Raw genomic sequence first — 20,355 nt, 5'->3', positions numbered from 1 at the left:
GCGAGCCCCCCGCACGCGGTGTTCCGCGGGCAGGGGGCTCGTCCGTCGCCGGGGGGCCGGGGGCGACGCCCGGCCGATCAGAGGGAGGCGTAGACGCCGACCCGGTTGAACTGGGCGGCGGCGCCCTGGAGCTGCCCGGCGGCGCCCTGGACCGTGTCCGTGACGGTGCCGAGCTGGGCCATCAGGTCCGTGCTGTCGAGCGCGGCGGGACCGGCGACGACGCCGGCCTGCGGGTTCAGGCCGCCGGAGACGCCGTCCAGCTCGGCGTCGGAGATCTCGGCGGTCTGGACCTGGGGAGCGGAGGTCATGTCGAAACTGCCCTTCGTCGGAGGTTCCACAAGGGGAGCGGCCCCGTCGGGGACGGACGGGTCGGCCGCGACCGCGGGCTGGGGACATCCGTTTCCGGACGACCTGGCGTGAACCCGGCGGCGCGATGGATCAAATCACGGAGGGTGTCCGGCATCCAGTCGACCGGCTTGCGCCACAGGCCGGTTGGGGACGCCGGCTTCGCATCCGTGACCACCTGGTCATGGGTTGCGGGCAGCTTCTCCACATGCGGTCCGGCGCGGCGGGGGCCGCGGCTCTTGCCAGGGCGGACCCGATCCGGACAACTCGGCACCGACCGCCCTCACGGGCCCGGGCTTGCGCACACGCTGTGCAGATTCGGTCATCGATGCATCCGGGCACCCTTCAGCACCTTGTCCACCCCGTTCCGCGGGCCGTACACCGCGAGCCCGACGAGATCCAGGCCGGCGGTCCGCACCGCCCGCACCGCCGCCCGGTTGTCGCGGTCGTTGCCGGTGGCGAACAGCTCTGAGGTGAACACCGACCGGGGCAGGGCGCGAGCCAGAGCCCGGGCGTGGGCCGCCGTGAGCGTCTCCCCGGTGCCCTCGAAGACCAGCACCGGCTGGCGGAACATCGGCAGGTAGGAAACGCCGTCGGCGTCCTGGTACGGCTCCCCGATCACCTCGGGGACCTGGCTGCCCAGGCCGCTGACCAGGAACGCCGTCACGTTCAGGCGCTGCCAGGGCGCCAGGTCCGCACGGAGCAGTACGGCGATCTTGGTGTCGAAGCGGACGGGGGCGGCGGCCGGATCGGCGTGCGGTTCGGTGTTCATGGACCGAGACTGCCGACCGCGGCGCGCTGCGGTCTTGTACGTTCTTTGCGTGGCCGCCGACCATCCCGACGTCTCCGCCTGGCGCCCGCGCGTCCCGGGTGTCGTGGAGGTCTTCCACGCGCACTTCACCGAGTACGCGTACCCGATGCACGTGCACGACGCCTGGACGCTGCTGATCGTCGACGACGGCGCCGTGCGCTACGACCTGGACCGGCACGAGCACGGCACCCCGCACGACTCCGTGTCGCTGCTGCCTCCGCACGTGCCGCACAACGGCTCACCCGCCACCCCGCGCGGCTTCCGAAAGCGGGTGCTCTACCTCGACGGCAGCCACCTGGCCGACGAGCTGATCGGCCCGGCCGTGGACGCCCCCGATCTGCGGGACCCGGTGCTGCGGCTGCGGGTCGGGCAACTGCACTGCGCCCTGGCCCGGCCCGGCGACGAGCTGGAGGCGGAGAGCCGGCTGGCACTGGTCGGCGAGCGGCTGCGGGGGCATCTGCGGCGCCGGGACGGCGGTGCCCGCCGTCCCGGCCGCGGCCCCGGCCTCGCCCGGTCCCTGCGCGAGCTGCTCGACGAGCACGTCACCGAGGGGCTGGTGCTCGCCGACGCGGCGCGGCTGCTGCACGCCCATCCGGCCCACCTGGTGCGGGCGTTCAGCGGTGCCTACGGCATCCCGCCGCACCAGTACCTGATGTCCCGGCGGGTCGGCCGGGCCCGGCGGCTGCTGCTGGACGGGCTGCCGCCGGGTGAGGTGGCGGCGGCGACCGGGTTCTGCGACCAGGCCCATCTCACCCGGCACTTCAAGAAGCTGGTGGGCGTGCCGCCGGGGCGCTACCGGCTCAGTGCCCGGTGAGGGCGAGCCCGGTCGGAGTGGACCCGGTCGGAGTGGGCCCGGTCAGGGCGCGTCCCGTCACCTGACGTCGACGTAGTCGCCGGCGGCCTTGGCGCCGCCGGTCGTGGACGTCTCGCTGTAGATCCAGCGCCAGTAGCCGTCCGTGGCCGCGGTGGTCGTGGTCCTGAGGTAGCCCGCGGAGTCGGCCCGCACGATCTTGACGGTGGAGTAGGTGCTGGTGCCCGCCTTGCGGAACTGCAGCTTGGCCGCCTTGCCGCCGAATCCGGTGTAGGTGTGCTTCACCCAGTCGGCGCGGGTGAGCCGGCCGGTCACGGTGAGCTTCCCGCCCTTGGCGACGGGCTCGGGCGAGGCGTTGACGGTGGCCTTCCCGGCGCGCTTGACCGGCACGGAGCTGAAGCCGGTCAGGTACTCCTCGCCCTTGAGCTGGTCGTTCGAGTTCCAGACGCGAACCCAGACGGCCGCCTTCCAGGTCGTCGCGTCGTTGTTGGAGTCGAGCTGCCAGCGGGGCTCGATGTACAGCTCACCCGTGCACTCGGCGGCGCGCGTGCCGGCCGCGTCGCAGGAGGTGAAGCCCGTGTAGATACCGCCGGAGTCGGCGCCCTTGGCGGCCGTGGTGTCGTGGTACAGGTACGGGAACGGGGTCACGTCGTCGGCCCGGACGCCGGACGGCAGGGCCATGTGGAAGGTGAAGCCGGGCTTCACCTCCGCGGTGGTGCCCACGATGACGGACTTGCCCTCGTTCACGACCAGGTCGGACACCGTGACACCGGTGTCCGCCGCCGCCGCGGACGGTGCGGCGTACGCCCCCAGGGCGAGCGCTCCCGCGAGCGCGACCGCGAAGCCGGATCTGCCTGCGCGCATGCACAACCTCTTGCTGGTGAGAGACCGGTAAGGGACCGGTAAGAGTTCGGTTCGCCGCAGGCTAACAGCACGCGCGCGGAGGGCGGTTGGAGCCCCCTCGATCCGGTCCCGTCAGTCGGCCGGGCGCTCGATCAGGTGGCTGAACGCGTCCAGGTTCCGGGTCGACTCGCCGCGGGACACCCGCCAGGCGTGCTCCTTGCGGATCGCGGAGGCGAAGCCCAGTTCCAGCAGCGTGTTGAAGGCGCCGTCGGCGGCCTCCAGTACCTGCCCGAGCAGCCGGTCGGTCTCCTCGGGGGTGACGGCGGCCAGCGGCAGACGGGCGGCGACGTAGATGTCGCCGAGCCGGTCCACGGCGTAACCCACGCCGAACAGCTTGAGGTTGCGCTCCAGCAGCCAGCGGTGGACGCCCGCCTCGTTCTCGTCGGGTCGCCGGATGACGAAGGCGTTGAGGGAGAGGGTGTGGCGGCCGACGATGAGGCTGACCGTGGTGGAGAGCTTGCGGGTGCCGGGGAGCTTGACGACGTACGTCCCGGCTCCGGGGCTCTCCCACTCCAGCTCCGCGTCCTTCAGGACGTCCTCGACGACCCGCGTGGCCTGTTCGACATCACCCATGCTGGGAGCGTACGCGACGACGGTGGGACTGGGTCGCGGCCGTGTAGACGTCTGCGGTCGCGGCCGCTGCGGTGTCCCAGCCGAAGCCCAGCGCGTGCCGGGCGGCGGCCGCGCCCATGCGGTCCGTCAGCGAGGGGTGGTCGGCGAAGCGGGCCAGTACGCGCGCGTACTCGGCGGGCCGGTGGCCCCGCACGAGGAAGCCGGTGGCGCCGTCGCGCACGGCCACCGGCAGACCGCCGACCGAGGCGGCGAGCACCGGGGTCCCGGCCGCCTGCGCCTCTATGGCGACCAGCCCGAAGGACTCGCTGTAGGACGGCATGACCAGGACCGAGGCCGCGCGGAACCAGTCCGCGAGCTGCTCCTGGCCGACCGGCGGGCGGAACTGCACGACGTCGGCGATGCCAAGGCGCGCGGCGAGCTTCTGCAGGCCCTCGGGCCTGGCGAGCCCGCTGCCGCTGGGGCCGCCGACGACCGGGACGACGGTGCGGGAGCGCAGCTCGGGGCGCTCCTCCAGCAGGGCGGCGACCGCCCGGAGCAGCACGTCCGGCGCCTTCAGGGGCTGTATGCGGCCGGCGAAGAGGGGGATCAGCGCGTCCTGCGGGAGGCCGAGGCGGGCCCGGGCGGCGGCGCGGCCGTCGGCGGGGCGGAACCGGTCGAGGTTCACGCCGGGGTGGACGACGGCGACCTTCGCGGGGTCGGCGGCGTAGTGCCGCACGAGTTCGCCGGCCTCCTCCTCGGTGTTGGCGATGAGACGGTCGGCGGCGGCGACGATCTGGGTCTCGCCGATGACGCGGGCGGCCGGCTCGGGGGTGTCGCCGTCGGCCAGGTTGGCGTTCTTGACCTTGGCCATGGTGTGCATGGCGTGCACCAGCGGCACGCCCCAGCGCTGGGCGGCGAGCCAGCCGACGTGGCCGGACAGCCAGTAGTGGGAGTGGACGAGGTCGTAGTGGCCCGGGCGGTGGCCGGCCCACGCCTGCATCACGCCGTGCGTGAAGGCGCAGAGCTGGGCGGGCAGGTCCTCCTTGGCCAGCCCCTCGTAGGGACCGGCGTCGACGTGCCGGACGAGGACGCCGGGGGCGAGGTCGACGCGGGGCGGGAGGCCGCCCTCGGTGGCCCGGGTGAAGATCTCGACCTCGATGTTGATCGCGGCCAGCCGCTGGGCCAGCTCCACGATGTAGACGTTCATGCCGCCGGCGTCACCGGTTCCGGGCTGGTGCAGCGGCGAGGTGTGCACGGAGAGCATGGCGACCCGGCGGGGCCTGCGGTGCAGCCTGAGCCGCGGGTGCGCCGCCGGGGAGCGACGCCCGAGCCTGCCGGCGTACTGGCTCACGGTGGCGTTCCTCCTCGGTGCGGGCATGCAGGTCGGAGGACCGATCGCGCCCTCCAGGGGGTGCAACAGCCGAGGAGTGCCCCGCCATTTCCCGATCACGCGCCTTTACCGAATCATGACCTGATCTCGCTCAACCGTTCGATGGACGTCCGCGTGCACCTCGGGGCGGGCGCACCACCCGGCGACCAGGGCACGGGCCGCACGGGGGCCGAGGCGAGGACCGCACGGGGGCCGAGGCGAGGACCGCACGGGGGCCGGCCGCCGCGGGGCCCCGCTTACCCTCGTACGCATGACTGCCCGCGTCACGCCCCTCCCCCACCCCCGGCTCCGCCCGAGCAGGGGGAGCGCCGCCGTGGGGAACGTGACGCGCGGGACCACCAATCCCAACCGGCTGCGCCGCATGGACCGCTGGATCGCCGCCACCCACGGTGCCGTGCTGCGCCGCGCGGCCGATCCGGTGGCGATCGACCTCGGATACGGGGCCGCGCCCTGGACCGCCGTGGAACTGCTCGGCCGGCTGCGCAGCGTCGCGCCCCGCGCGCGCGTGGTCGGTGTCGAGATCGAACCGGATCGGGTCGCCGCCGCCCGGCCCTTCGAGCGGGACGGACTGGCCTTCCGGCACGGCGGCTTCGAGATCCCCGTACCGGGGCGCCCGGTGCTGGTGCGGGCCGCCAACGTGCTGCGGCAGTACGACGAGGACGAGGTCGCCGACGTGTGGCGGCGGCTGTGCGCACGGCTCGCGCCGGCGGACGGCGACTCGCCCGGCGGGCTGCTGGTGGAGGGCACCTGCGACGAGATCGGCCGGCGGCACGTCTGGGTGGCGCTGGGCCCGCTGGGCCCGCGGACGGTGACCTTCGCGACGCGGCTGGGCTCGCTGGAGCGGCCCTCGGACCTCGCCGAGCGGCTGCCGAAGGCGCTGATCCACCGGAACGTCCCCGGCGAGCCGGTGCACGCCTTCCTGCGCGACTTCGACCGCGCCTGGGCCGCCGCCGCTCCCTACGCCTCGTACGGCGCCCGCCAGCGCTGGATCCGCGCGGTGCGGGACCTCGGCACGGACTGGCCCGTGACGGACACGGCCGGCCGCTGGCGGCAGGGGGAAGTGACCGTCGCCTGGAGCGCGTTGGCGCCGCGCGCCCACTGAAGCCGCGGGAATCCACCCGAACCGGCCACCCGGAACGATCTCGGTGCCTCGTTCGTCACATCGACGAGGAGATCGTCGTGGCCGACACCGGCACGGGGCAGGCGGCCGGAGGGACGGTGGGTGGCCGAGGCGTGCGCGGGGGGCACGGGGGTGGCACGGACGACGCGCGGAGAGCCGACTTCCGCTGACCTCTGTCGTTTTGCACGCCGCCGTGGCACGATCCATCGGACCACCACAAGTTACTGACGGTTAACCAGCTTGGGGGACTGTATGGGAACGGGCAAGCGCGGCCTGCTCATGGCCGCCGTGACCGTGGTCTGCGCGGTGACCGTGCTGGCGGCGCCCGGCACCGCCTTCGCCGCTCCGACGCCCACACCGAGCGCGAGCGCGACACCGGACGCGTCCCCGAGCCCGACTCCCCCGCCGAGCAAGGACCTGGAGAAGGTCCGCGCCAGACTCGACCGGCTCTACCACGACGCGGCGGTGGCGACCGACGCCTACAACGCGGCCGAGGAGAAGACGAAGAAGCAGTCCGCCCGGATCGCCGCGCTGACCAAGAAGATCACCGAGGGTCAGGAGAGGCTGGAGCGGCTCAGGAACCAGGCCGGCGCGTCGGCCCGGGCCCAGTACCGCACCGGCGGACTGCCCCCCACCGCCCAGTTCCTGCTCAGCGACGACCCGCAGCGCTTCGCCGACGGCGCCGGGACGGTGCTGAACGGCCAGCGCGCCACCCACAAGCTGATCGACGAAATGACCCGCACCCAGCGGAACTTGCGGGACTACGCCGACGACGCCTCCGCCCAGTGGAAGAAGCTGGAGGTCAACCGCAAGGCCAAGGCCGCCGCCAAGAAGCGGATCAAGCGGCAGATCTCTCAGGCCGAGCGGCTCGAGGACCGGCTGGAGGAGAAGGAGAAGGAGCGGCTCGCCGAGTTGGAGGCGGAGGCCGCCGACAAGGCGCAGACGAAGTGGCTGGACACCGGCGTCCTGGACGAGGTCAGGACCAAGGCCTCCAAGCAGGGCCGCGAAGCGGTGGAGTTCGCCACCGCCCAACTGGGAAAGCCGTACGTGTGGGGTGCCGAGGGCCCCGACTCCTACGACTGCTCCGGCCTGACCTCACAGGCCTGGGCCGACGCCGGCCGCCCCATCCCGCGCACCTCGCAGGAGCAGTGGAAACAGCTCAAGCACGTCGACATCGAGGACATGCGCCCGGGCGACCTCATCATCTACTTCGGCGACGCAAGCCACGTCGCGATGTACGCCGGGGACGGCCGGATCATCCACGCCCCGCGGCCGGGGCGGACGGTGACCGTCGCGGGCGCGGGCACCATGCCGATCCTGGGCGTCGTACGGCCGGACGCGTGACCCGGCTCATGTGACGGCCCGCACGCCGGGCCCCGCGCGCCCGTCCGCACTCCCCCGCGCCCCCCTCGCACCCCCGGCCGTGTGACCCACCGCACGGCCAACCCCGGCGCAAACCCGGGCGATACGTGAGCTTCGTCATCCCCGCCGCCCGGGCGGCCTGTCCAACTGCGTTACGAATCGCGGCATATGACGGCGGCCTGCACGCGAGCGACGCGGCTCACACCATTCCATCGGGGCGGGCAGTACCGCTATGGTCACCCGTCGGTGGGTCGAGGTCCCTCGCCCCGCCTGCCCTCGGGGGGAGGGAAGGAAAACAGGACGATGCCCGTACCCGTACCGCGGCAGAGAGCGATCCCGGCCGTGGAGAGTGGTCAGGCGCAGGCCGTCATCCACGGCGGCCCCCTCAAGGAAGAGGCTCACCGCAACGCCACGGCCGGCGCCAACAGCGCCACTCTCACCCTGCTGCTGATCGAGGACGATCCGGCAGGCCTGCCGATCGTGCCCGACATGCTGGACTCCTCCGGCAAGCCGGTCCGTGTCCGCACCGCCCGCAACCTCACCGAGGCCGAGCGGCTGCTCACCGACGACGTCCACTGCATCCTGCTGGACCTCGCGCTCCCGGCGCCCGGCCGCCCGCACGACGAGGACGCCGACGAACTGGCCGTGCTCCGGCACGTGCTCCAGCTCGCGCCCCGGCACGCCGTGCTCGCGCTGACCGCCTCCGGCGACGCCGAGCGCGGCGCCGAGGCCGTGCGCGTCGGCGCCCAGGACTACCTGTTCCGCGACGAGCTGGACGGCCGGCTGCTCAGCCGTGCCATCCGCTACGCGGTGGAGCGCAAGCGCTCCGACAGCGCCGAGCGGCGGCTCGCCGAGGGCAGGCTGCGCGCCCAGGAGAACCGCCGGCTGGAGCGGGGCCTGCTGCCCACGCCCCTGCTGGAGGGCTCCTCGCTGCGCTTCGCCGCCCGCTACCGGCCGGGCCGCTCCCGCGCCCTGCTCGGCGGCGACTTCTACGACGCCGTACGCACGCCCGACGGCACCGTGCACGCCATGATCGGCGACGTCTGCGGCCACGGCCCGGACGAGGCCGCGCTCGGCGTGGAGCTGCGCATCGCCTGGCGCGCGCTGACGCTGGCCGGGCTGTGCGGGGACGAGCTGCTGGGCACGCTCCAGGAGGTGCTGGAGCACGAGCGCGCGGACGAGGAGATCTTCGCGACGCTGTGCACGGTGGACATCGCGCCCGACGGCCGCCGGGCGGGCCTGTGCCTGGCCGGTCACCCGTCGCCGCTGATCGCCCGCCCCGGCCGGACCCCGAAGCTGCTGCCGTACGAGAACAACGGCCCCGCCCTGGGCCTGCTGCCCGGTGCCCGCTGGCCCCGGATGCAGGTGGAGCTGGGCGCCGAGTGGAGCCTGATGCTCTACACCGACGGCCTGATCGAGGGCCGCGTCGGCACCGATGGGGAGCGGCTCGGCCAGGACGGCATGGTGGACATGATCCGCCGCCAACTGGACGAGGGCCTGCGCGGTGAGAACCTGCTGCGGGCCGCCGTGAGCGAGGTGCGCGACCTCAACGGCGGCGAGCTGACCGACGACGTGGCCGTGGTCCTGCTGGACCGCACGCCCTGACCACCGGCGGTCCCGCCTCAGCGGCCGCCGTTGTACGGACCGTAGGGGCCGTCGCTGCTGCTTCCGCCGCGGCGGCGGCCCCAGCCGCCGCCACCGCCGGAGACCTGCTTGAGCGCGGGACGGACGTCGACGATGTAGACGATGCTCGCGATCACACCGGCGATCGGCAGGATGGACAGGAGCGAGAACAGGTAGCTGACCACCAGCGCGATGCCGAGGATGATCAGCCAGAAGACCTTGTTCTGCTTGTCGGCCGCGCGGAAGGCGTCCTCGCGCCGGAAGGCGGCGTCGAAGAGCCCGAACGCGGCGAGGGCCATCATGACGATCTTCAGGATCCCCATGAACCCCGCGAAGCCCAACATCAGCATGCTGTCCACCGCCCGTTGTCTCCCGATCCGTACGCGGCCACCGTACCCGTAGAACGGGCCGGGCACCCCAAGGGTGCCCGGCCCGTTCAGGTCCTGCCGGACGCGCTCACTTGGCCGGCGGGGTCGTCTTCTTGGCGGTCGGCGTGACCTTGCGCGGCGCCGGCGTCTTCTTCGCGGCGGCCTCCCTGGCCGCGGGCTCCTTGACGGCGGGCTCCTTGACGGCGGGCTCCTTGACGGCGGGCTCCTTGACGGCGGGCTCCTTCGCCACGGGCTTCTTCGCCGTGGCGGGCTCCGTCCGGATCTCGCCCGGCTCCGGCCTGCCCTCGACGGCGATGGCCAGGTCCTCGATCTCCTCGGCGGCCTCGCCGCGCCAGTTCCGCACGGTCTGCTCACCGTGCTCGGCGACCTTCTCGTACGCCTCGCGCGCCTTGACGGCGTACTCGGCGGCGACGCCGACGCCGCGAAGGGCGAGGTCCTGGGCGTTCTCGCCGAACTTCTTCAGGTCGACGTCGAGGGTGCCGATGAACTCGTTGACCTTGGTCTGCAAGGTCGTCTGGGCCTCCTTGGCCCGGCTCGCGGCCTTCTCCTGCACGGCCTTCGGGTCGGTGTTGCGCACCGCGTCGATACGGGCCGGCGCCTCGGCGCGCAACTGCTCGACCAGGGCGGGCACCTTCTTGGCCTGCTGGAGTGCGAGGTCGGCGGTGCCGGCGGCGAAGTAGAGCGGCTTGGGGTCGCTGAGGGTCTTGCGCAGGTCGTCGGTGATGGCCATGGTGATGGTCCTCCCGGATTCGCGTTCGGCTGAGGTTGGTGTGTCCGCGGTCTGGGCGGCCGGGCCCTGGTCCGGCTATCCGGCCGTCCGCCGCGGACCGGCATCACTGCCGCCGGCCGTGCGGGTGCCGCGTACGGCGGTGTCGCTCGGGACATCGGTGTCGCCGGTCCGATCCGCCGCCTCCCCGTCCTCCGCCGCCGGTTCGCCGACCCCGAACCCGTTCTCCTTGCGGAAGGACTCGTAGATCTGGAGCAGCACCTGCTTCTGCCGCTCGTTCAGCGAGGGATCGGCGAGGATGACGGCGCGCGTCTCCACCTCGTCCCGGTCCCGTTCGGCGTCGAGGATGCCGGCGCGGACGTACAGCGTCTCGGCGGAGATGCGCAGCGCCTTGGCGACCTGCTGCAGCACCTCCGCGCTGGGCTTGCGCAGCCCGCGCTCGATCTGGCTCAGGTACGGATTGGACACCCCGGCGGCGTCGGCGAGCTGCCGCAGCGAGAGCTGCGCGTTTCGCCGCTGCTCGCGAAGGTACTCACCGAGATTGCCGACGTTGAGCGATGCCATGCTTCCACCATGCAGCACTTCCGCTAACAATTGCAAGCACCTGCTTGCAAGAGTGTGTCGCGTCACCCGAGGACGCCACCGTGGCCGTCACCGACGTCCGTGCCCGGGTTCGGATTGGCGGCCGCCCCAGACACGACCGACGACCCCCTGCCGCGCCACCTCGCCCTCGCTTCGCCGCCGGAGCACGCCGTCCGTCTCGTCGGCACGGGGGCGGACACCCGTGCGAAGATCACCCCGTGGACGATCTACGCTTCCGCCCGGCCCGCGACGCCGATCTTGCCGCTGTGGTGCGTCTGCGCGACGGCGCCGCCCGCTGGATGCTGACCCTGGGCGTCACTGGTCAGTGGCGGCCCGGCGAGCTGGGCGGGGATCACTTCCGCCGGGTCGCGCAGCACGGGGAGCTGTGGCTCGCGGAGGCAGCCGAGCGGGTGGTCGGGGCCTGGGAGCTGTGGTGGGAGGACGAGGACGCCTGGGGGCCGCAGCCACCGACGGCCGGCTATGTGCACCGGCTGATGGTCGACCACGGCAGTGTCCCGCCCGGGACGGGGCGGGAGCTTCTGCGGGTCGCCGAGCGCCGCGTGGCCGAGGCGGGCAGACCGCTGGTGCGTCTGGACTGCCTGGCCGGCAACGCACGCCTGAACGCGTACTACCTCGACGCCGGCTACCGGGTTGTCGGACGCAAGGAAGGCAAGCCGCAGCCCGGCGGTACGCCGAAGTCGTTCACGCTCTTCGAGAAGTCCGTACGGGCTCTCCCGGCAGGTCCGACGACTCCGCGGTGACGGTTGGCTCTCAGCGCCGCGACTTCACCGCGAACCCGCGGGTGAAACCCCTCAGGGTGCTCCGCTCGCCCCCAGCGGGACGGCTCGGCCGGCGATTGCCCCAGCGGAGCCGATCCGTTTCCGGTCAGCCCGTTCCCGGCGATCCCCTCCGCCGGGAACGGAGGACCGCTGCCCCCCGTCCGTCCGCGCCTCCCCGTCGAGTCCGCGGCGCGCCGTGAGCGGGTCCCGGGCGCCCCGCGCCCCCGCGCCGCACCGGGAGGCCGTGCCACACGAGGAGGCCGCGGCGAGCCGCCGGCGCCGGCACGCTCGCGCCTCGCGGTCAGGACGGATGAACCCCGTCGAACAGGGCGAGGGCCTGGGCGGGGTGCGGGCTCACGAGGCGTTCCAGGCCGGCCGTCGTGATCCGCGCCCACCTGCCGGCCCGTTCCCACATCCGTTCCTCGAAGGCGCGCACGGCCTCGTCCAGGTCTCGTGGCCCGGCGGCGACGGCCTCGGCGAGTTCGGCTCCTTCCAGCATCGCGAGGTTCGCGCCCGCCCCCAGCGGGGGCATCAGATGGGCGGCGTCGCCCAGTAGCGTCACCCCGGCCACGTGGGTCCAGGTGTGGGACACGGGCAGGGCGTGGAGGGGACGGCGGACGAAGGCGGTGCCGTGGCGGAGGAGGTCGAGGACGGGAGCGGCCCAGCCGTCGAACAGCGCCAGCAGACCTGATGGCGAGGCCCCGGCGTCGGCCGGGTCCAGGTCCGGGTGCCGGTCCAGCGGCGCGCGGAACTGGGCGTACACCTTGACGTGTCCGCCGCTGCTGCGCTGGGCGACGACAGCCCGGTTCACGCCGTACACGGCCACCGAACCGTCGCCGATCAGCCGGGCGAGGTCGGGGTGGCGGGTGTCGACGTCGTCCAGGGAGGTCTCGATCAGGGTGACGCCGGTGTAGTGCGGCGTCACCGGCGAGACGGCCGCGCGGGTCCGGGACCACGCGCCGTCCGCGCCGACCACGAGGTCGAACGCCTCCTGCCGCCCGTCCGCGAAGTGGACCAGCACGCCGTCCCGGGTTCCCGGCACCACCCGGGTCACGTCCCGCCCCCACCGGACGTCGAGAGGGCCGAGCAGCAGGTCACGGAGCTGCCCTCGGTCGATCTCGGGATTGGCCCGGTCATCCGGACGGGGCCGCCAGTCGCGCAGGACTCTCCCGTCCGTGTCCAGGATGCGCATGGCCTGCCCCTCCGGACGGGACAGCGCCTCGAACTCCGCCAGCACCCCCGCCTTGTCCAGTGCGAGCCGGCCCATCCCTTCGTGCAGGTCCAGCGTGCCGCCCGGGGGGCGGGCGTCGGCGGAGGGATCGCGTTCGAGGACGGTGACGGGGTGATCGTGACGATGCAGGACACGGGCGAAGGCAAGACCGGCAGGACCGCCCCCGACCACTGCGATGCGATGTCTCATGTCGATACACTGTATTTTTTCAATACGATGTATGGCAAGGGTACGGTGTGACCATGACTGTGTGGGACCGGCCCGAGCCGCCGACTCGCCCCGTGCCGCTCGACCGGCAGCGGATCGTCGCCGCCGCCGTCGCGCTGGCCGACGAGGGCGGGCTGGAGGCGGTGTCGCTGCGGAAGGTCGGCGCCCGGTTGAACGCCGGCCCGATGCGGCTCTACGGATACATCTCCACCAAGGAGGAGCTGTTCGACCTCATGGTGGACGAGGTGCAGGCCGAGATCGTCCCCGAGGAGCCGCCGGCCGACTGGCGGGAGGCGCTGCGCCTGCTCGCCCACCGCACCAGGCAGGCCGCCCTTCGTCACGAGTGGCTGGCCGACCTGCTCGGCGGCCGCCCGGCCCTCGGCCCGAACGGCCTCGCCGTGACCGAGGCCACGCTGGCCACCCTCGACGGCCTCGCCGACGTCGACACCGTCATGCGCGCCGTGGAGACCGTCAGCGCCTACTTCACCGGCGCGATCAGACGGGAGATCGCGAACCTGCGCGCCGAGCGCGCCACGGGTCTGTCCAAGCGCGACTGGCAGCGCGCCGCCGGCCCGCACGTGACCAGGATGCTGGCCACGGGCCGCTTCCCGGCGCTGGCCAAGGTCGTCCACGACGGCACGGACGTGGACGCCGGGACGTCCTTCGCGACCGGCCTGGAGTGGGTTCTCGACGCCGTGGCCGCCCGGCTCACCCCACCGCCGGCGTGAGGCTCCGCCCCCGGCGGCGGTGAGCCCGCGGAAATCCACTGGCATCCCGCTCCCTGCAGCCGTGAGACTGCCGTGGTGGCACTGCACGAGGACGAGATCCCGGTCGACGAGACACTCATCCGGTCACTGCTGCGGGCCCAGCGCCCGGAGTGGGCCGGCCTGCCGCTGGCGCCCGTGGGCGCCGGCTCGGACAACACCATGTACCGGCTGGGCGAGGACCTGCTCGTACGGCTGCCACGGACCGCCGCCGCGGGGTCCGCGCGCAAGGAGCAGGAATGGCTCCCCCGCCTGGCACCGCTCCTGCCCTGCCCGGTCCCCGAGCCCGTGCACGCCGGGACGCCGACCGACGCGTTCCCGGTCGCCTGGTCGGTGCACCGCTGGATCGACGGCGACGAGGCCGGGCCGGACACCGTCCGGGACTGGGCGGCCTTCGGCGCCGACCTGGCGGCGGTGGTGCGGGCGCTGCACGGCGCCGACCTCATGGGGGCGACGCGCGCCGGGGACCTGAGCTGGTACCGCGGCGGCCTGCTCGGCCCCTGCGACGCATGGGTCGGCGCGGCCTTCGAGGGCTGCCGGGCCACCGTGGGCCCCGGACTCGACGTCGACGCCCTGGAACGGCTGTGGCGGGCGGCGCTCACCCTGCCCGAACCCCGCGGACCCCATGTGTGGCTCCACGGCGACCTCAGGCCGACCAACCTGCTGGTCCGGGACGGCGCGCTGCACGCCGTCATCGACTTCGGAGCGCTCTCGGTCGGCTTCCCCGACGCCGAGCACGCGCCCGTGTGGGACCTGCCTGCGCGGGCGCGCCGGGCCTACCGGGACGTTCTGGACCTCGACGACGCGACCTGGGAGCGTGCCCGCGCCTGGGCGATCGCGGTCGGCGTCAGCGGGATCTCCTACTACTGGCACACCTGGCCGGCCTTCGTCGCCGAGTGCCGGGCCCGGCTCCGGGCGATCCTCACCGACGCCGCGGCCGGCTGAGCGGTGCGGCCGACAGCCGCAGCCACTCCGTCACGGTGGTGAAGTCGGCGTCGGTCAGGCCGTACCGGTGGTCGACCCGGTGCAGGAGGGCGGGCGCGGGATGGTGGACCGCGACCCAGGCGCGGTCGGCCTCGGTCAGCTCGTCGTCGAGCCAGACGAAGGACCGGCCGGCCGCCCAGTCGACCAGCGGGCGGGTCTTCCAGTGCGGCAGGCCGGGCGGTTCGTCCTCGTCCGGCCACCGCACGACCGGCAGCGCCGGCAGCCCGAGCCAGGGCGCCAGGCACGCGTTGGCGTCGTCCATCCAGGTCGTCGCCCACACCAGTTCGCAGCCGAGCCCGTCCAGCCGCGCGCCGAGCGCCGGGTCGACGCGGTGCAGCAGCGGATGGCCGCCCGCGGCCGGCGGCCCGGCGGGGCCGCGGTCGTACACCGGATAGGCCCGGTCCGCCCCGAACGGGATGAGCGGTCCGTCGACGTCGAGGAAGAGCAGCATCACCGTTCAGGATGCCCCTGGTCGGGCACCGGCCGAAAGCCGCGGCACCCGGGCCTGTCGCGAGAGTCCCGCCGCCCGTCCGGCGGCGGGCGGAACCTTCGCGAAAGACCCTAGAAGGGCAGTGGCCGGGTGTGTACGACGTCCAGCCGGGAGACCGCCCGGGTCAGCACCACGTACAGCCGGTTCGCGCCCCGCGCCTCCGCCTCCGCGACGGCGGCCGGCTCCACGGCGACGACGTGGTCGTACTCCAGTCCCTTGACCAGGTTCGCGGGCACCACGGCGACCCGGGCGCCGAGTTCCCCCGGGCCGGCCGTCCCGATGCCCGCATCGGTCAGCGCGTCCCGGACGCGGGCCAGGTCCGCGTCCGCCGCGACGACCGCGACCGAGCCCTCCCGGGCGAGCGCCGCGCGCACGGCGGTCACGGTGGTGCCGGGCACGTCGTCGGTGGGCCGTACGGTCAGCTCTCCGTCCGTCCGCAGGGAGGTCGCGGCCGGTACCGGCACGTCCAGCCGGGCCAGCAGCCGGTTGGCCAGCTCGACCACCGCCGCGGGCACCCGGAACCCGGTGGTCAGGGGCACCACGGCCGCGTCCGGTTTGCCCAGGTGGCGCAGTTGTACGCGCCAGTCGCGGGCCGCCCACGGGGTGGTGCCCTGGGCCAGGTCGCCGAGTACCGTGAGCGACCCGTACTCGGCCCGCCGGGCGACGGCCCGGCACTCCATCGGCGAGAGATCCTGCGCCTCGTCGACGACGATGTGCCCGTACCCCCCGGGGTGCTCGATCAGCCCCGCGATCTCGTCGAGCAGGACGAGATCGGCGGCCGACCAGCGGGCGGACCGGTGCGAGCGGGGCGGGCGGGCCCACAGCAGCGCCTCCTGCTCATCCGGGGCGAGGAGCCCCTCGGCGGCCCGGGCCAGCACCGCGCGGTCGGTGAGCAGCGCGGCGAGGACCTCCTCGGGCCGCGCCTTCGGCCATACGGTGTCCAGCCGGGCGGTGATCGCCCGCGCCCGCTCGATGCGGCGCACCCAGGCACGGGGAGGCGGCCCGGAGCGCCGTTCGGCCTGCTCCAGCAAGCGGCGCACCACCCGGGCCCGTACCCGCTCGCGGCCGACCGCGTACGGCTGCCGCTCGGCGCGCACCTCCTCGACGATGCCGGCCAGCCGCGCGGCGGACACCCGCCACCGGTAGGAGCCGTCCGGTACGGCCAGGTCGGCGACACCGTCGGTGGACACGCGCGCGTACAGGGCGCGGCGCAGCACCTCGGCCATGCGGGCGTCGTGTTTGAGGGCGGCCGCGCGGGCGGGGTCGGCGCCGGTCACGGGGTGGCGGGCGATCTCGTCGAGCAGCGTGGCCTGGCGCACGCCGCTCTCCCCGAGGGCGGGCAGCACCTCGGCGATGTAGGAGAGGAAGGTGCGGTTGGGGCCGAGGATCAGCATTCCGGCCTGCTGGACGCGCCTGGGATGGGTGTAGAGCAGATAGGCGGCGCGGTGCAGTCCGACGGCCGTCTTGCCGGTGCCGGGGGCGCCCTGGACGCAGACGGAGTCGGTGAGGTCGCCGCGTACCAGATCGTCCTGCTCGGGCTGGATGGTGGCGGCGATGTCCCGCATGGGGCCCACCCGGGGGCGCTCGATCTCGGCGGCGACGATGTCGCTGATCCGGGACTCGCCCCGGCCGAGGTGCTCGTCCTCGAAGCCGGTGAGGTCGGCGCTGTCGCCCCGGCCGCCCGCCGCCCAGCCGAACCGGCGGCGGACCTCGACGCCCTGCGGCTCGCCGGCACTCGCCTGGTAGAAGGCGCGGGAGACGGGGGCCCGCCAGTCCACGACGAGGGGCGGGGCGGCCGGGTCCTCGGTGATCCGGAGGCGGCCGACGTGGTAGTTCTGCCCGCCGTGCCCGGGATCGTCGGCGGCGAAGTCGAGCCTGCCGAAGAACAGCGGGCCCTCGGGCAGTTCGCGCAGCGCCTTGGCCCGGCTGCGCAGCCGGTACCCGAGCACCTCGGCGTCGGCACCGGAGGCGGAGACGTCCTCACCGGTGACGACCTGTGCGGCGGCACCGTCGACCATGGCGGCGAGGGCGGCGCGGCAGGTGTCGTGGTGGGCGCGCTCGGTGTGCAGGGTGTCGTCGAGGGTGCGCCGGGATGACCTCATGGCCCCACCGTACCCGAAAAACGTAACCGAGTTACATTTATTACCGAGTCTCATCACTATGGAGGTCGGGAAGTCCCGCGGCCAGCCGGTCGAAGGCCCGCTCGGCGGCCCGCACCGCGTCCGGCCGGACCTGCTCCACGCCCTCCCCCGCCGCGATCCGCCGCCAGTTCTCCAGGGCGAGGATCCGGCGCACCGCGGTGATCTGGCCCGCGGCGAGCCGCGCGTCCAGCCCGCCGCCGAGCGCCTCGGCGAGCGCGGCCTCCGACCGCTCCAGATAGCCGTACACCCGCGCCGCCAGGGCGGGAGTGCCGTACAGCAGCCGGTGGAAGGCGAGCACCGCGGGGTGGTCGTTGAGACCGGTGACCGGATCGCACCGCTCCAGCCCGTCGAGGAAGTCTCGGCGCAGCGCCTCCAGCGGCTCCGCGGCTCCCGCCACCACCCGCGCGGCCTCCGTCTCGTGGTCCGCGATCCGGTGCAGGACCAGGTCCTCCTTGGCCGGGAAGTACCGGAAGAGGGTGGGCTTGGAGATCCCGGCCGCGGCGGCCACCTCCGCGACGGACACGGCGTCGAAACCCCGCTCCAGGAACAGCCGCACGGCGGTGTCCGACACGTCCTGGTACATCTGCCGCTTCTTGCGCTCGCGCAGGCCCATCTCTGCCATGGGAGGGAGCCTAAGGGCTCTCCCCGGGAAGGTCTGCCGGAAAGCTCGCGGCGTCCGGTGCGGTGCGTCGCACGGCGGAGCTTCGCCCGCGTACGGGACCCACTCGGGCGATGCGACGGCGCGGCGCCGCGCCGCGCCGGACGCCGCGGGCCGGCGAACCCCGGCCGCCGCGGCACCGGGTCCCGGCCCCCGCGGGCTCACACCAGAGCACGGGCGAGATGGGGGTTCGCGGACAGACGGCGCGTGGGCAGGCCGAGCGAGGCGGTCGCGGCGGCCAGGGTCATGGCGTACGAGTCCACGGCCCGCCGGACGTTGGGGGCGTCCAGGCTGGCGCCGGTCACCAGGCGGTCGAGGTCCACGTAGGCCGACCGCACGATCTCGATCCAGCGGTAGACCCGCCAGTCCTGTTGCCAGTCGACGGTGTGACCGGGGGCGAGCAGCTTCTGCCAGCGCCGGAACATGCGGTCCCGGATCTCCGGACGGGTCGGAGTGAGGTGCATGTGCCTGACCAGGTCGTAGAGCGGGTCGCCCACCACCGCCATCTCCCAGTCGATGATGGTCAGCGCGTGCCGGTCGCCGCGACGCACCAGGTTCCAGGGGTTCAGGTCGCCGTGCAGCAGGGCCGGCTCCCGGCGGCTGACGACGTGCCGGGACAGGATCTGGCGGAGCCGGGCGGCGTCGGGCAGCCCGAACAGCCGCGCCAGTTGCTGGGACTCCTTCGGCAGCTCCTCCACCAGCAGGACGAGCTGCTCGCTCAGCCAGCCGTAGAAGTCCCCCTCGCCGGCCGCCGGGTCGAGCTCCTTGTAGCCCACGCGGGTCAGGGCGTGGAGCTGGTCCACCAGCCGGTCCGCCTCGTGCGGGAGCAGACCGTGCACGGGGTGGTCGGGTGGGTCTTCTCCGTCCGCCGGCCCCTCGTAGGTGTGGACGGCGAACTGCTCGCCCTGGTAACCGGTCCCCAGGGCCAGCAGCTTCGGGGCCGCCACGCCCACGCGCGAGAGCTCGATGGCCCTGAGCACGGCGTGCTCGCTCAGGAAGCCGCGTTCCCTGCGGCAGACGTTGGCCACCTTGCGCCGGACCACGACGGGGAAGCCGATGCCGGGGATCCGCACCACCGAATTGAGGTGCCCGGTCCCCTTGAAGACACGGCTGGCGGGTGTGGCGCCCTCCGCGGACAGGGCCTGGCGCACCGCGGAGTGGGGGAAGTCGGGGTGTTCCGGGACCCGCTGGTCCTGGTGCCAGTCCCTGATCCTGGCGGACGGGCCGAGGCCGTCGTCCCTGGCGCCGCGCCAGCGGAAGAGGATCCGCTCGATCTCGCCCTCGTCCGGCAGGCTGCGGAGCCCGAGCGGGCCGGCGGCCGCTTCCAGGGCGCGCCGCACCGCCGCGGTCGCGCCGTCCAGGCTCTTCTGGTCGGGCGGCGCGTGCAGGGAGTCGGCCGCCCGCATCACATCCGGGTAGACGGACTGGGCCCGCTCGAAGGCGATGTAGTGCCGCAGGTCCTTGGCGAGCCCGTTGACGGCAGCGGGGCGGATGAGCCGCATGGCGTCCGCCCAGGCATCGATCACCTCGCTCCACTGGTGCGACGGATACCGCATGCGGACCAGGTGGGTCGCCAGGTCGTGCAGGGGGTCGCCGTAGGTCGCCAGCTCGAAGTCGACGCAGATCAGGGGCGGGCCACCGCCGTAGGACATGATCAGGTTGTCGCGGTGCAGATCGGCGTGGAGCAGGCTGTAGGGCCGCCGGGCCATGACCGGGACCTTCTCGGCGAACCGCGTCAGGGCGTCCTCCGGGATGCCGAGCGCCGCGAACAGCCCGCCGAACCGGGACCAGTTGGCCCACCTGACCTGCCGGTCCGCCAGATGGGCGAGCGTCCGCAGGAACCCCTGGCTGTCCTTGTCGTTGCGCGGCCAGACGGCGGGCAGGGGCGGCAGCGCCTCCCTGCGCACCTGGGCCATCTGGGCGAGCAGCCCGGCAAGCGCCTTGACGAGAAGGGCGTCGACCGGTCTGCCGTTCTCGCACACGCTGGACAGCGGCACACCCTCGACGTAGCTGTGGATCGCGTAGCCGTCGCCCTTGGCCAGGCACTCCGGAACGTGCGTCAGAACGCCCTTGATGGCGTCCAGGATCGCCGACTCGTCCTCCCAGGTCCTGATCACCACGGGCAGCGCGTCGCCTCGGCGGACCCGCACGGTCACCGACGTGCCCGGGTCGCGCCCCAGCAGGTGCCGCACGTCCTCGGTGACGGGCAGCACGTAGTTCCGGTTGTGGTGGCCGCCGCTCGCCACGCCCCGTTCGGCGGCGCCGCGCACGAACGCGCTGATGGCGCCCGGCCAGGCGCGTTCCCCGGGGTGCCGACGGGGAAGAGAGGGTGCGCCCACTGGCCGCTCCGGGTGATTCGTGCGAGAGGGGAAGATAAGCCGAACATTAGGTGCAGGTGATTCCAGGCACGACCGGAGTCGGCCTCGAAGTAATCACATCGGGTGGTCTGCCGGGCTTCGAGGCCGATCGCCGGGCATGCCGGTCCA

The 20,355-nt window shown here is 73.7% G+C and carries 20 protein-coding genes; 7 read left to right on the top strand and 13 right to left on the bottom strand.

Annotated features, from left to right (window positions below):
- Positions 1-77 precede the first annotated feature (77 nt).
- Together MXD57_RS02580 and MXD57_RS02575 are read right to left on the bottom strand one after the other, a co-directional pair.
- Entirely contained in the window at positions 78-308 is a 231-nt protein-coding gene (locus MXD57_RS02580; protein ID WP_250399602.1) for a hypothetical protein, read from the bottom strand.
- Between the two features lie 359 nt (positions 309-667).
- Entirely contained in the window at positions 668-1,117 is a 450-nt protein-coding gene (locus tag MXD57_RS02575; protein ID WP_250399601.1) for a DUF2000 domain-containing protein, read from the bottom strand.
- On the opposite strand from MXD57_RS02575, the gene MXD57_RS02570 reads away from it, so the two are divergent.
- The gene (locus tag MXD57_RS02570; protein ID WP_250399600.1) at positions 1,116-1,970 is read left to right on the top strand and encodes a helix-turn-helix transcriptional regulator; all 855 of its coding nucleotides are present in this window, start codon (positions 1,116-1,118) and stop codon (positions 1,968-1,970) included. The two genes, MXD57_RS02575 and MXD57_RS02570, sit on opposite strands and share 2 nt — an antisense overlap.
- A gap of 57 nt (positions 1,971-2,027) precedes the next feature.
- Here the strand turns inward: MXD57_RS02570 and MXD57_RS02565 are convergent, their stop codons facing one another.
- The 3 genes from MXD57_RS02565 to mshA all read right to left on the bottom strand — a co-directional run bounded on the left by MXD57_RS02565 (position 2,028) and on the right by mshA (position 4,773).
- Positions 2,028-2,831 (bottom strand): hypothetical protein, encoded by an 804-nt coding sequence (locus tag MXD57_RS02565; RefSeq protein ID WP_250399599.1) that lies wholly within the window; start codon positions 2,829-2,831, stop codon positions 2,028-2,030.
- Between the two features lie 111 nt (positions 2,832-2,942).
- Positions 2,943-3,443: a YbjN domain-containing protein gene (locus tag MXD57_RS02560; protein ID WP_250399598.1), complete on the bottom strand. Its 501-nt coding sequence runs from the start codon at positions 3,441-3,443 to the stop codon at positions 2,943-2,945.
- Complete coding sequence (mshA, locus tag MXD57_RS02555; RefSeq protein ID WP_250399597.1) at positions 3,436-4,773, bottom strand: D-inositol-3-phosphate glycosyltransferase; 1,338 nt, start codon at positions 4,771-4,773, stop codon at positions 3,436-3,438. The genes MXD57_RS02560 and mshA overlap by 8 nt, the downstream gene beginning before the upstream one ends.
- 289 nt (positions 4,774-5,062) lie before the next feature.
- On the opposite strand from mshA, the gene MXD57_RS02550 reads away from it, so the two are divergent.
- From MXD57_RS02550 to MXD57_RS02540, 3 genes are all read left to right on the top strand, one after another.
- Positions 5,063-5,914, top strand: coding sequence for a class I SAM-dependent methyltransferase (locus MXD57_RS02550; protein ID WP_374114640.1), 852 nt, complete (start codon positions 5,063-5,065; stop codon positions 5,912-5,914).
- Positions 5,915-6,184: 270 nt separating this feature from the next.
- Positions 6,185-7,276, top strand: a complete 1,092-nt coding sequence (locus MXD57_RS02545) for a C40 family peptidase (protein ID WP_250399596.1) — start codon at positions 6,185-6,187, stop codon at positions 7,274-7,276.
- Positions 7,277-7,597: 321 nt separating this feature from the next.
- Positions 7,598-8,899: a PP2C family protein-serine/threonine phosphatase gene (locus MXD57_RS02540; RefSeq protein WP_250399595.1), complete on the top strand. Its 1,302-nt coding sequence runs from the start codon at positions 7,598-7,600 to the stop codon at positions 8,897-8,899.
- A 17-nt stretch (positions 8,900-8,916) separates the two neighbouring features.
- Here MXD57_RS02540 and MXD57_RS02535 read toward each other — a convergent pair whose 3' ends face one another.
- The 3 genes from MXD57_RS02535 to MXD57_RS02525 form a co-directional block, all read right to left on the bottom strand.
- Entirely contained in the window at positions 8,917-9,267 is a 351-nt protein-coding gene (locus tag MXD57_RS02535; protein ID WP_250399733.1) for a DUF2516 family protein, read from the bottom strand.
- Positions 9,268-9,373: 106 nt separating this feature from the next.
- Positions 9,374-10,036 (bottom strand): hypothetical protein, encoded by a 663-nt coding sequence (locus MXD57_RS02530; protein WP_250399594.1) that lies wholly within the window; start codon positions 10,034-10,036, stop codon positions 9,374-9,376.
- 75 nt (positions 10,037-10,111) lie between these two features.
- Complete coding sequence (locus MXD57_RS02525) at positions 10,112-10,597, bottom strand: helix-turn-helix domain-containing protein (RefSeq protein ID WP_250399593.1); 486 nt, start codon at positions 10,595-10,597, stop codon at positions 10,112-10,114.
- Positions 10,598-10,833: 236 nt separating this feature from the next.
- Here MXD57_RS02525 and MXD57_RS02520 point away from each other — a divergent pair, with 236 nt between their 5' ends.
- Positions 10,834-11,376 (top strand): GNAT family N-acetyltransferase, encoded by a 543-nt coding sequence (locus MXD57_RS02520; protein WP_250399592.1) that lies wholly within the window; start codon positions 10,834-10,836, stop codon positions 11,374-11,376.
- Positions 11,377-11,695: 319 nt separating this feature from the next.
- On the opposite strand, the gene MXD57_RS02515 is transcribed toward MXD57_RS02520, so the two are convergent.
- Positions 11,696-12,814, bottom strand: a complete 1,119-nt coding sequence (locus MXD57_RS02515; RefSeq protein WP_250399591.1) for an FAD-dependent oxidoreductase — start codon at positions 12,812-12,814, stop codon at positions 11,696-11,698.
- 53 nt (positions 12,815-12,867) lie between these two features.
- Between MXD57_RS02515 and MXD57_RS02510 the strand changes: the two genes are divergently transcribed.
- Complete coding sequence (locus tag MXD57_RS02510; protein ID WP_250399590.1) at positions 12,868-13,560, top strand: TetR/AcrR family transcriptional regulator; 693 nt, start codon at positions 12,868-12,870, stop codon at positions 13,558-13,560.
- Between the two features lie 75 nt (positions 13,561-13,635).
- Positions 13,636-14,541, top strand: a complete 906-nt coding sequence (locus tag MXD57_RS02505) for an aminoglycoside phosphotransferase family protein (protein ID WP_250399589.1) — start codon at positions 13,636-13,638, stop codon at positions 14,539-14,541.
- Here the strand turns inward: MXD57_RS02505 and MXD57_RS02500 are convergent.
- From MXD57_RS02500 to MXD57_RS02485, 4 genes are all read right to left on the bottom strand, one after another.
- Positions 14,519-15,031 (bottom strand): HAD domain-containing protein, encoded by a 513-nt coding sequence (locus MXD57_RS02500; protein WP_250399588.1) that lies wholly within the window; start codon positions 15,029-15,031, stop codon positions 14,519-14,521. The two genes, MXD57_RS02505 and MXD57_RS02500, sit on opposite strands and share 23 nt — an antisense overlap.
- A gap of 110 nt (positions 15,032-15,141) precedes the next feature.
- Entirely contained in the window at positions 15,142-17,172 is a 2,031-nt protein-coding gene (locus MXD57_RS02495; RefSeq protein WP_250399587.1) for a HelD family protein, read from the bottom strand.
- 40 nt (positions 17,173-17,212) lie between these two features.
- Entirely contained in the window at positions 17,213-17,833 is a 621-nt protein-coding gene (locus MXD57_RS02490; protein WP_250399586.1) for a TetR/AcrR family transcriptional regulator, read from the bottom strand.
- A 197-nt stretch (positions 17,834-18,030) separates the two neighbouring features.
- Positions 18,031-20,208, bottom strand: coding sequence for a phosphotransferase (locus tag MXD57_RS02485; RefSeq protein WP_250399585.1), 2,178 nt, complete (start codon positions 20,206-20,208; stop codon positions 18,031-18,033).
- Between the last annotated feature and the right edge of the window lie 147 nt (positions 20,209-20,355).

Source organism: Streptomyces cellostaticus, assembly GCF_023630175.1.
GTDB lineage: Bacteria > Actinomycetota > Actinomycetes > Streptomycetales > Streptomycetaceae > Streptomyces > Streptomyces cellostaticus_A.
The sequence above is the reverse complement of the archived record's forward strand: the minus strand, read 5'-3'. Positions and strand labels throughout refer to the sequence as shown.

Excerpts from the sequence above, each read along its gene's own strand:
- MXD57_RS02500 (WP_250399588.1), bottom strand. The coding sequence starts at position 15,031 with ATGCTGCTCTTCCTCGACGTCGACGGACCGCTCATCCCGTTCGGGGCG.
- MXD57_RS02550 (WP_374114640.1), top strand. The coding sequence starts at position 5,063 with ATGACTGCCCGCGTCACGCCCCTCCCCCACCCCCGGCTCCGCCCGAGC.
- MXD57_RS02515 (WP_250399591.1), bottom strand. The coding sequence starts at position 12,814 with ATGAGACATCGCATCGCAGTGGTCGGGGGCGGTCCTGCCGGTCTTGCC.
- MXD57_RS02525 (WP_250399593.1), bottom strand. The coding sequence starts at position 10,597 with ATGGCATCGCTCAACGTCGGCAATCTCGGTGAGTACCTTCGCGAGCAG.
- MXD57_RS02580 (WP_250399602.1), bottom strand. The coding sequence starts at position 308 with ATGACCTCCGCTCCCCAGGTCCAGACCGCCGAGATCTCCGACGCCGAG.
- MXD57_RS02570 (WP_250399600.1), top strand. The coding sequence starts at position 1,116 with ATGGACCGAGACTGCCGACCGCGGCGCGCTGCGGTCTTGTACGTTCTT.
- MXD57_RS02490 (WP_250399586.1), bottom strand. The coding sequence starts at position 17,833 with ATGGCAGAGATGGGCCTGCGCGAGCGCAAGAAGCGGCAGATGTACCAG.
- MXD57_RS02530 (WP_250399594.1), bottom strand. The coding sequence starts at position 10,036 with ATGGCCATCACCGACGACCTGCGCAAGACCCTCAGCGACCCCAAGCCG.
- MXD57_RS02535 (WP_250399733.1), bottom strand. The coding sequence starts at position 9,267 with ATGCTGATGTTGGGCTTCGCGGGGTTCATGGGGATCCTGAAGATCGTC.
- MXD57_RS02510 (WP_250399590.1), top strand. The coding sequence starts at position 12,868 with ATGACTGTGTGGGACCGGCCCGAGCCGCCGACTCGCCCCGTGCCGCTC.
- MXD57_RS02575 (WP_250399601.1), bottom strand. The coding sequence starts at position 1,117 with ATGAACACCGAACCGCACGCCGATCCGGCCGCCGCCCCCGTCCGCTTC.
- MXD57_RS02565 (WP_250399599.1), bottom strand. The coding sequence starts at position 2,831 with ATGCGCGCAGGCAGATCCGGCTTCGCGGTCGCGCTCGCGGGAGCGCTC.
- MXD57_RS02560 (WP_250399598.1), bottom strand. The coding sequence starts at position 3,443 with ATGGGTGATGTCGAACAGGCCACGCGGGTCGTCGAGGACGTCCTGAAG.
- MXD57_RS02495 (WP_250399587.1), bottom strand. The coding sequence starts at position 17,172 with ATGAGGTCATCCCGGCGCACCCTCGACGACACCCTGCACACCGAGCGC.
- MXD57_RS02540 (WP_250399595.1), top strand. The coding sequence starts at position 7,598 with ATGCCCGTACCCGTACCGCGGCAGAGAGCGATCCCGGCCGTGGAGAGT.
- MXD57_RS02545 (WP_250399596.1), top strand. The coding sequence starts at position 6,185 with ATGGGAACGGGCAAGCGCGGCCTGCTCATGGCCGCCGTGACCGTGGTC.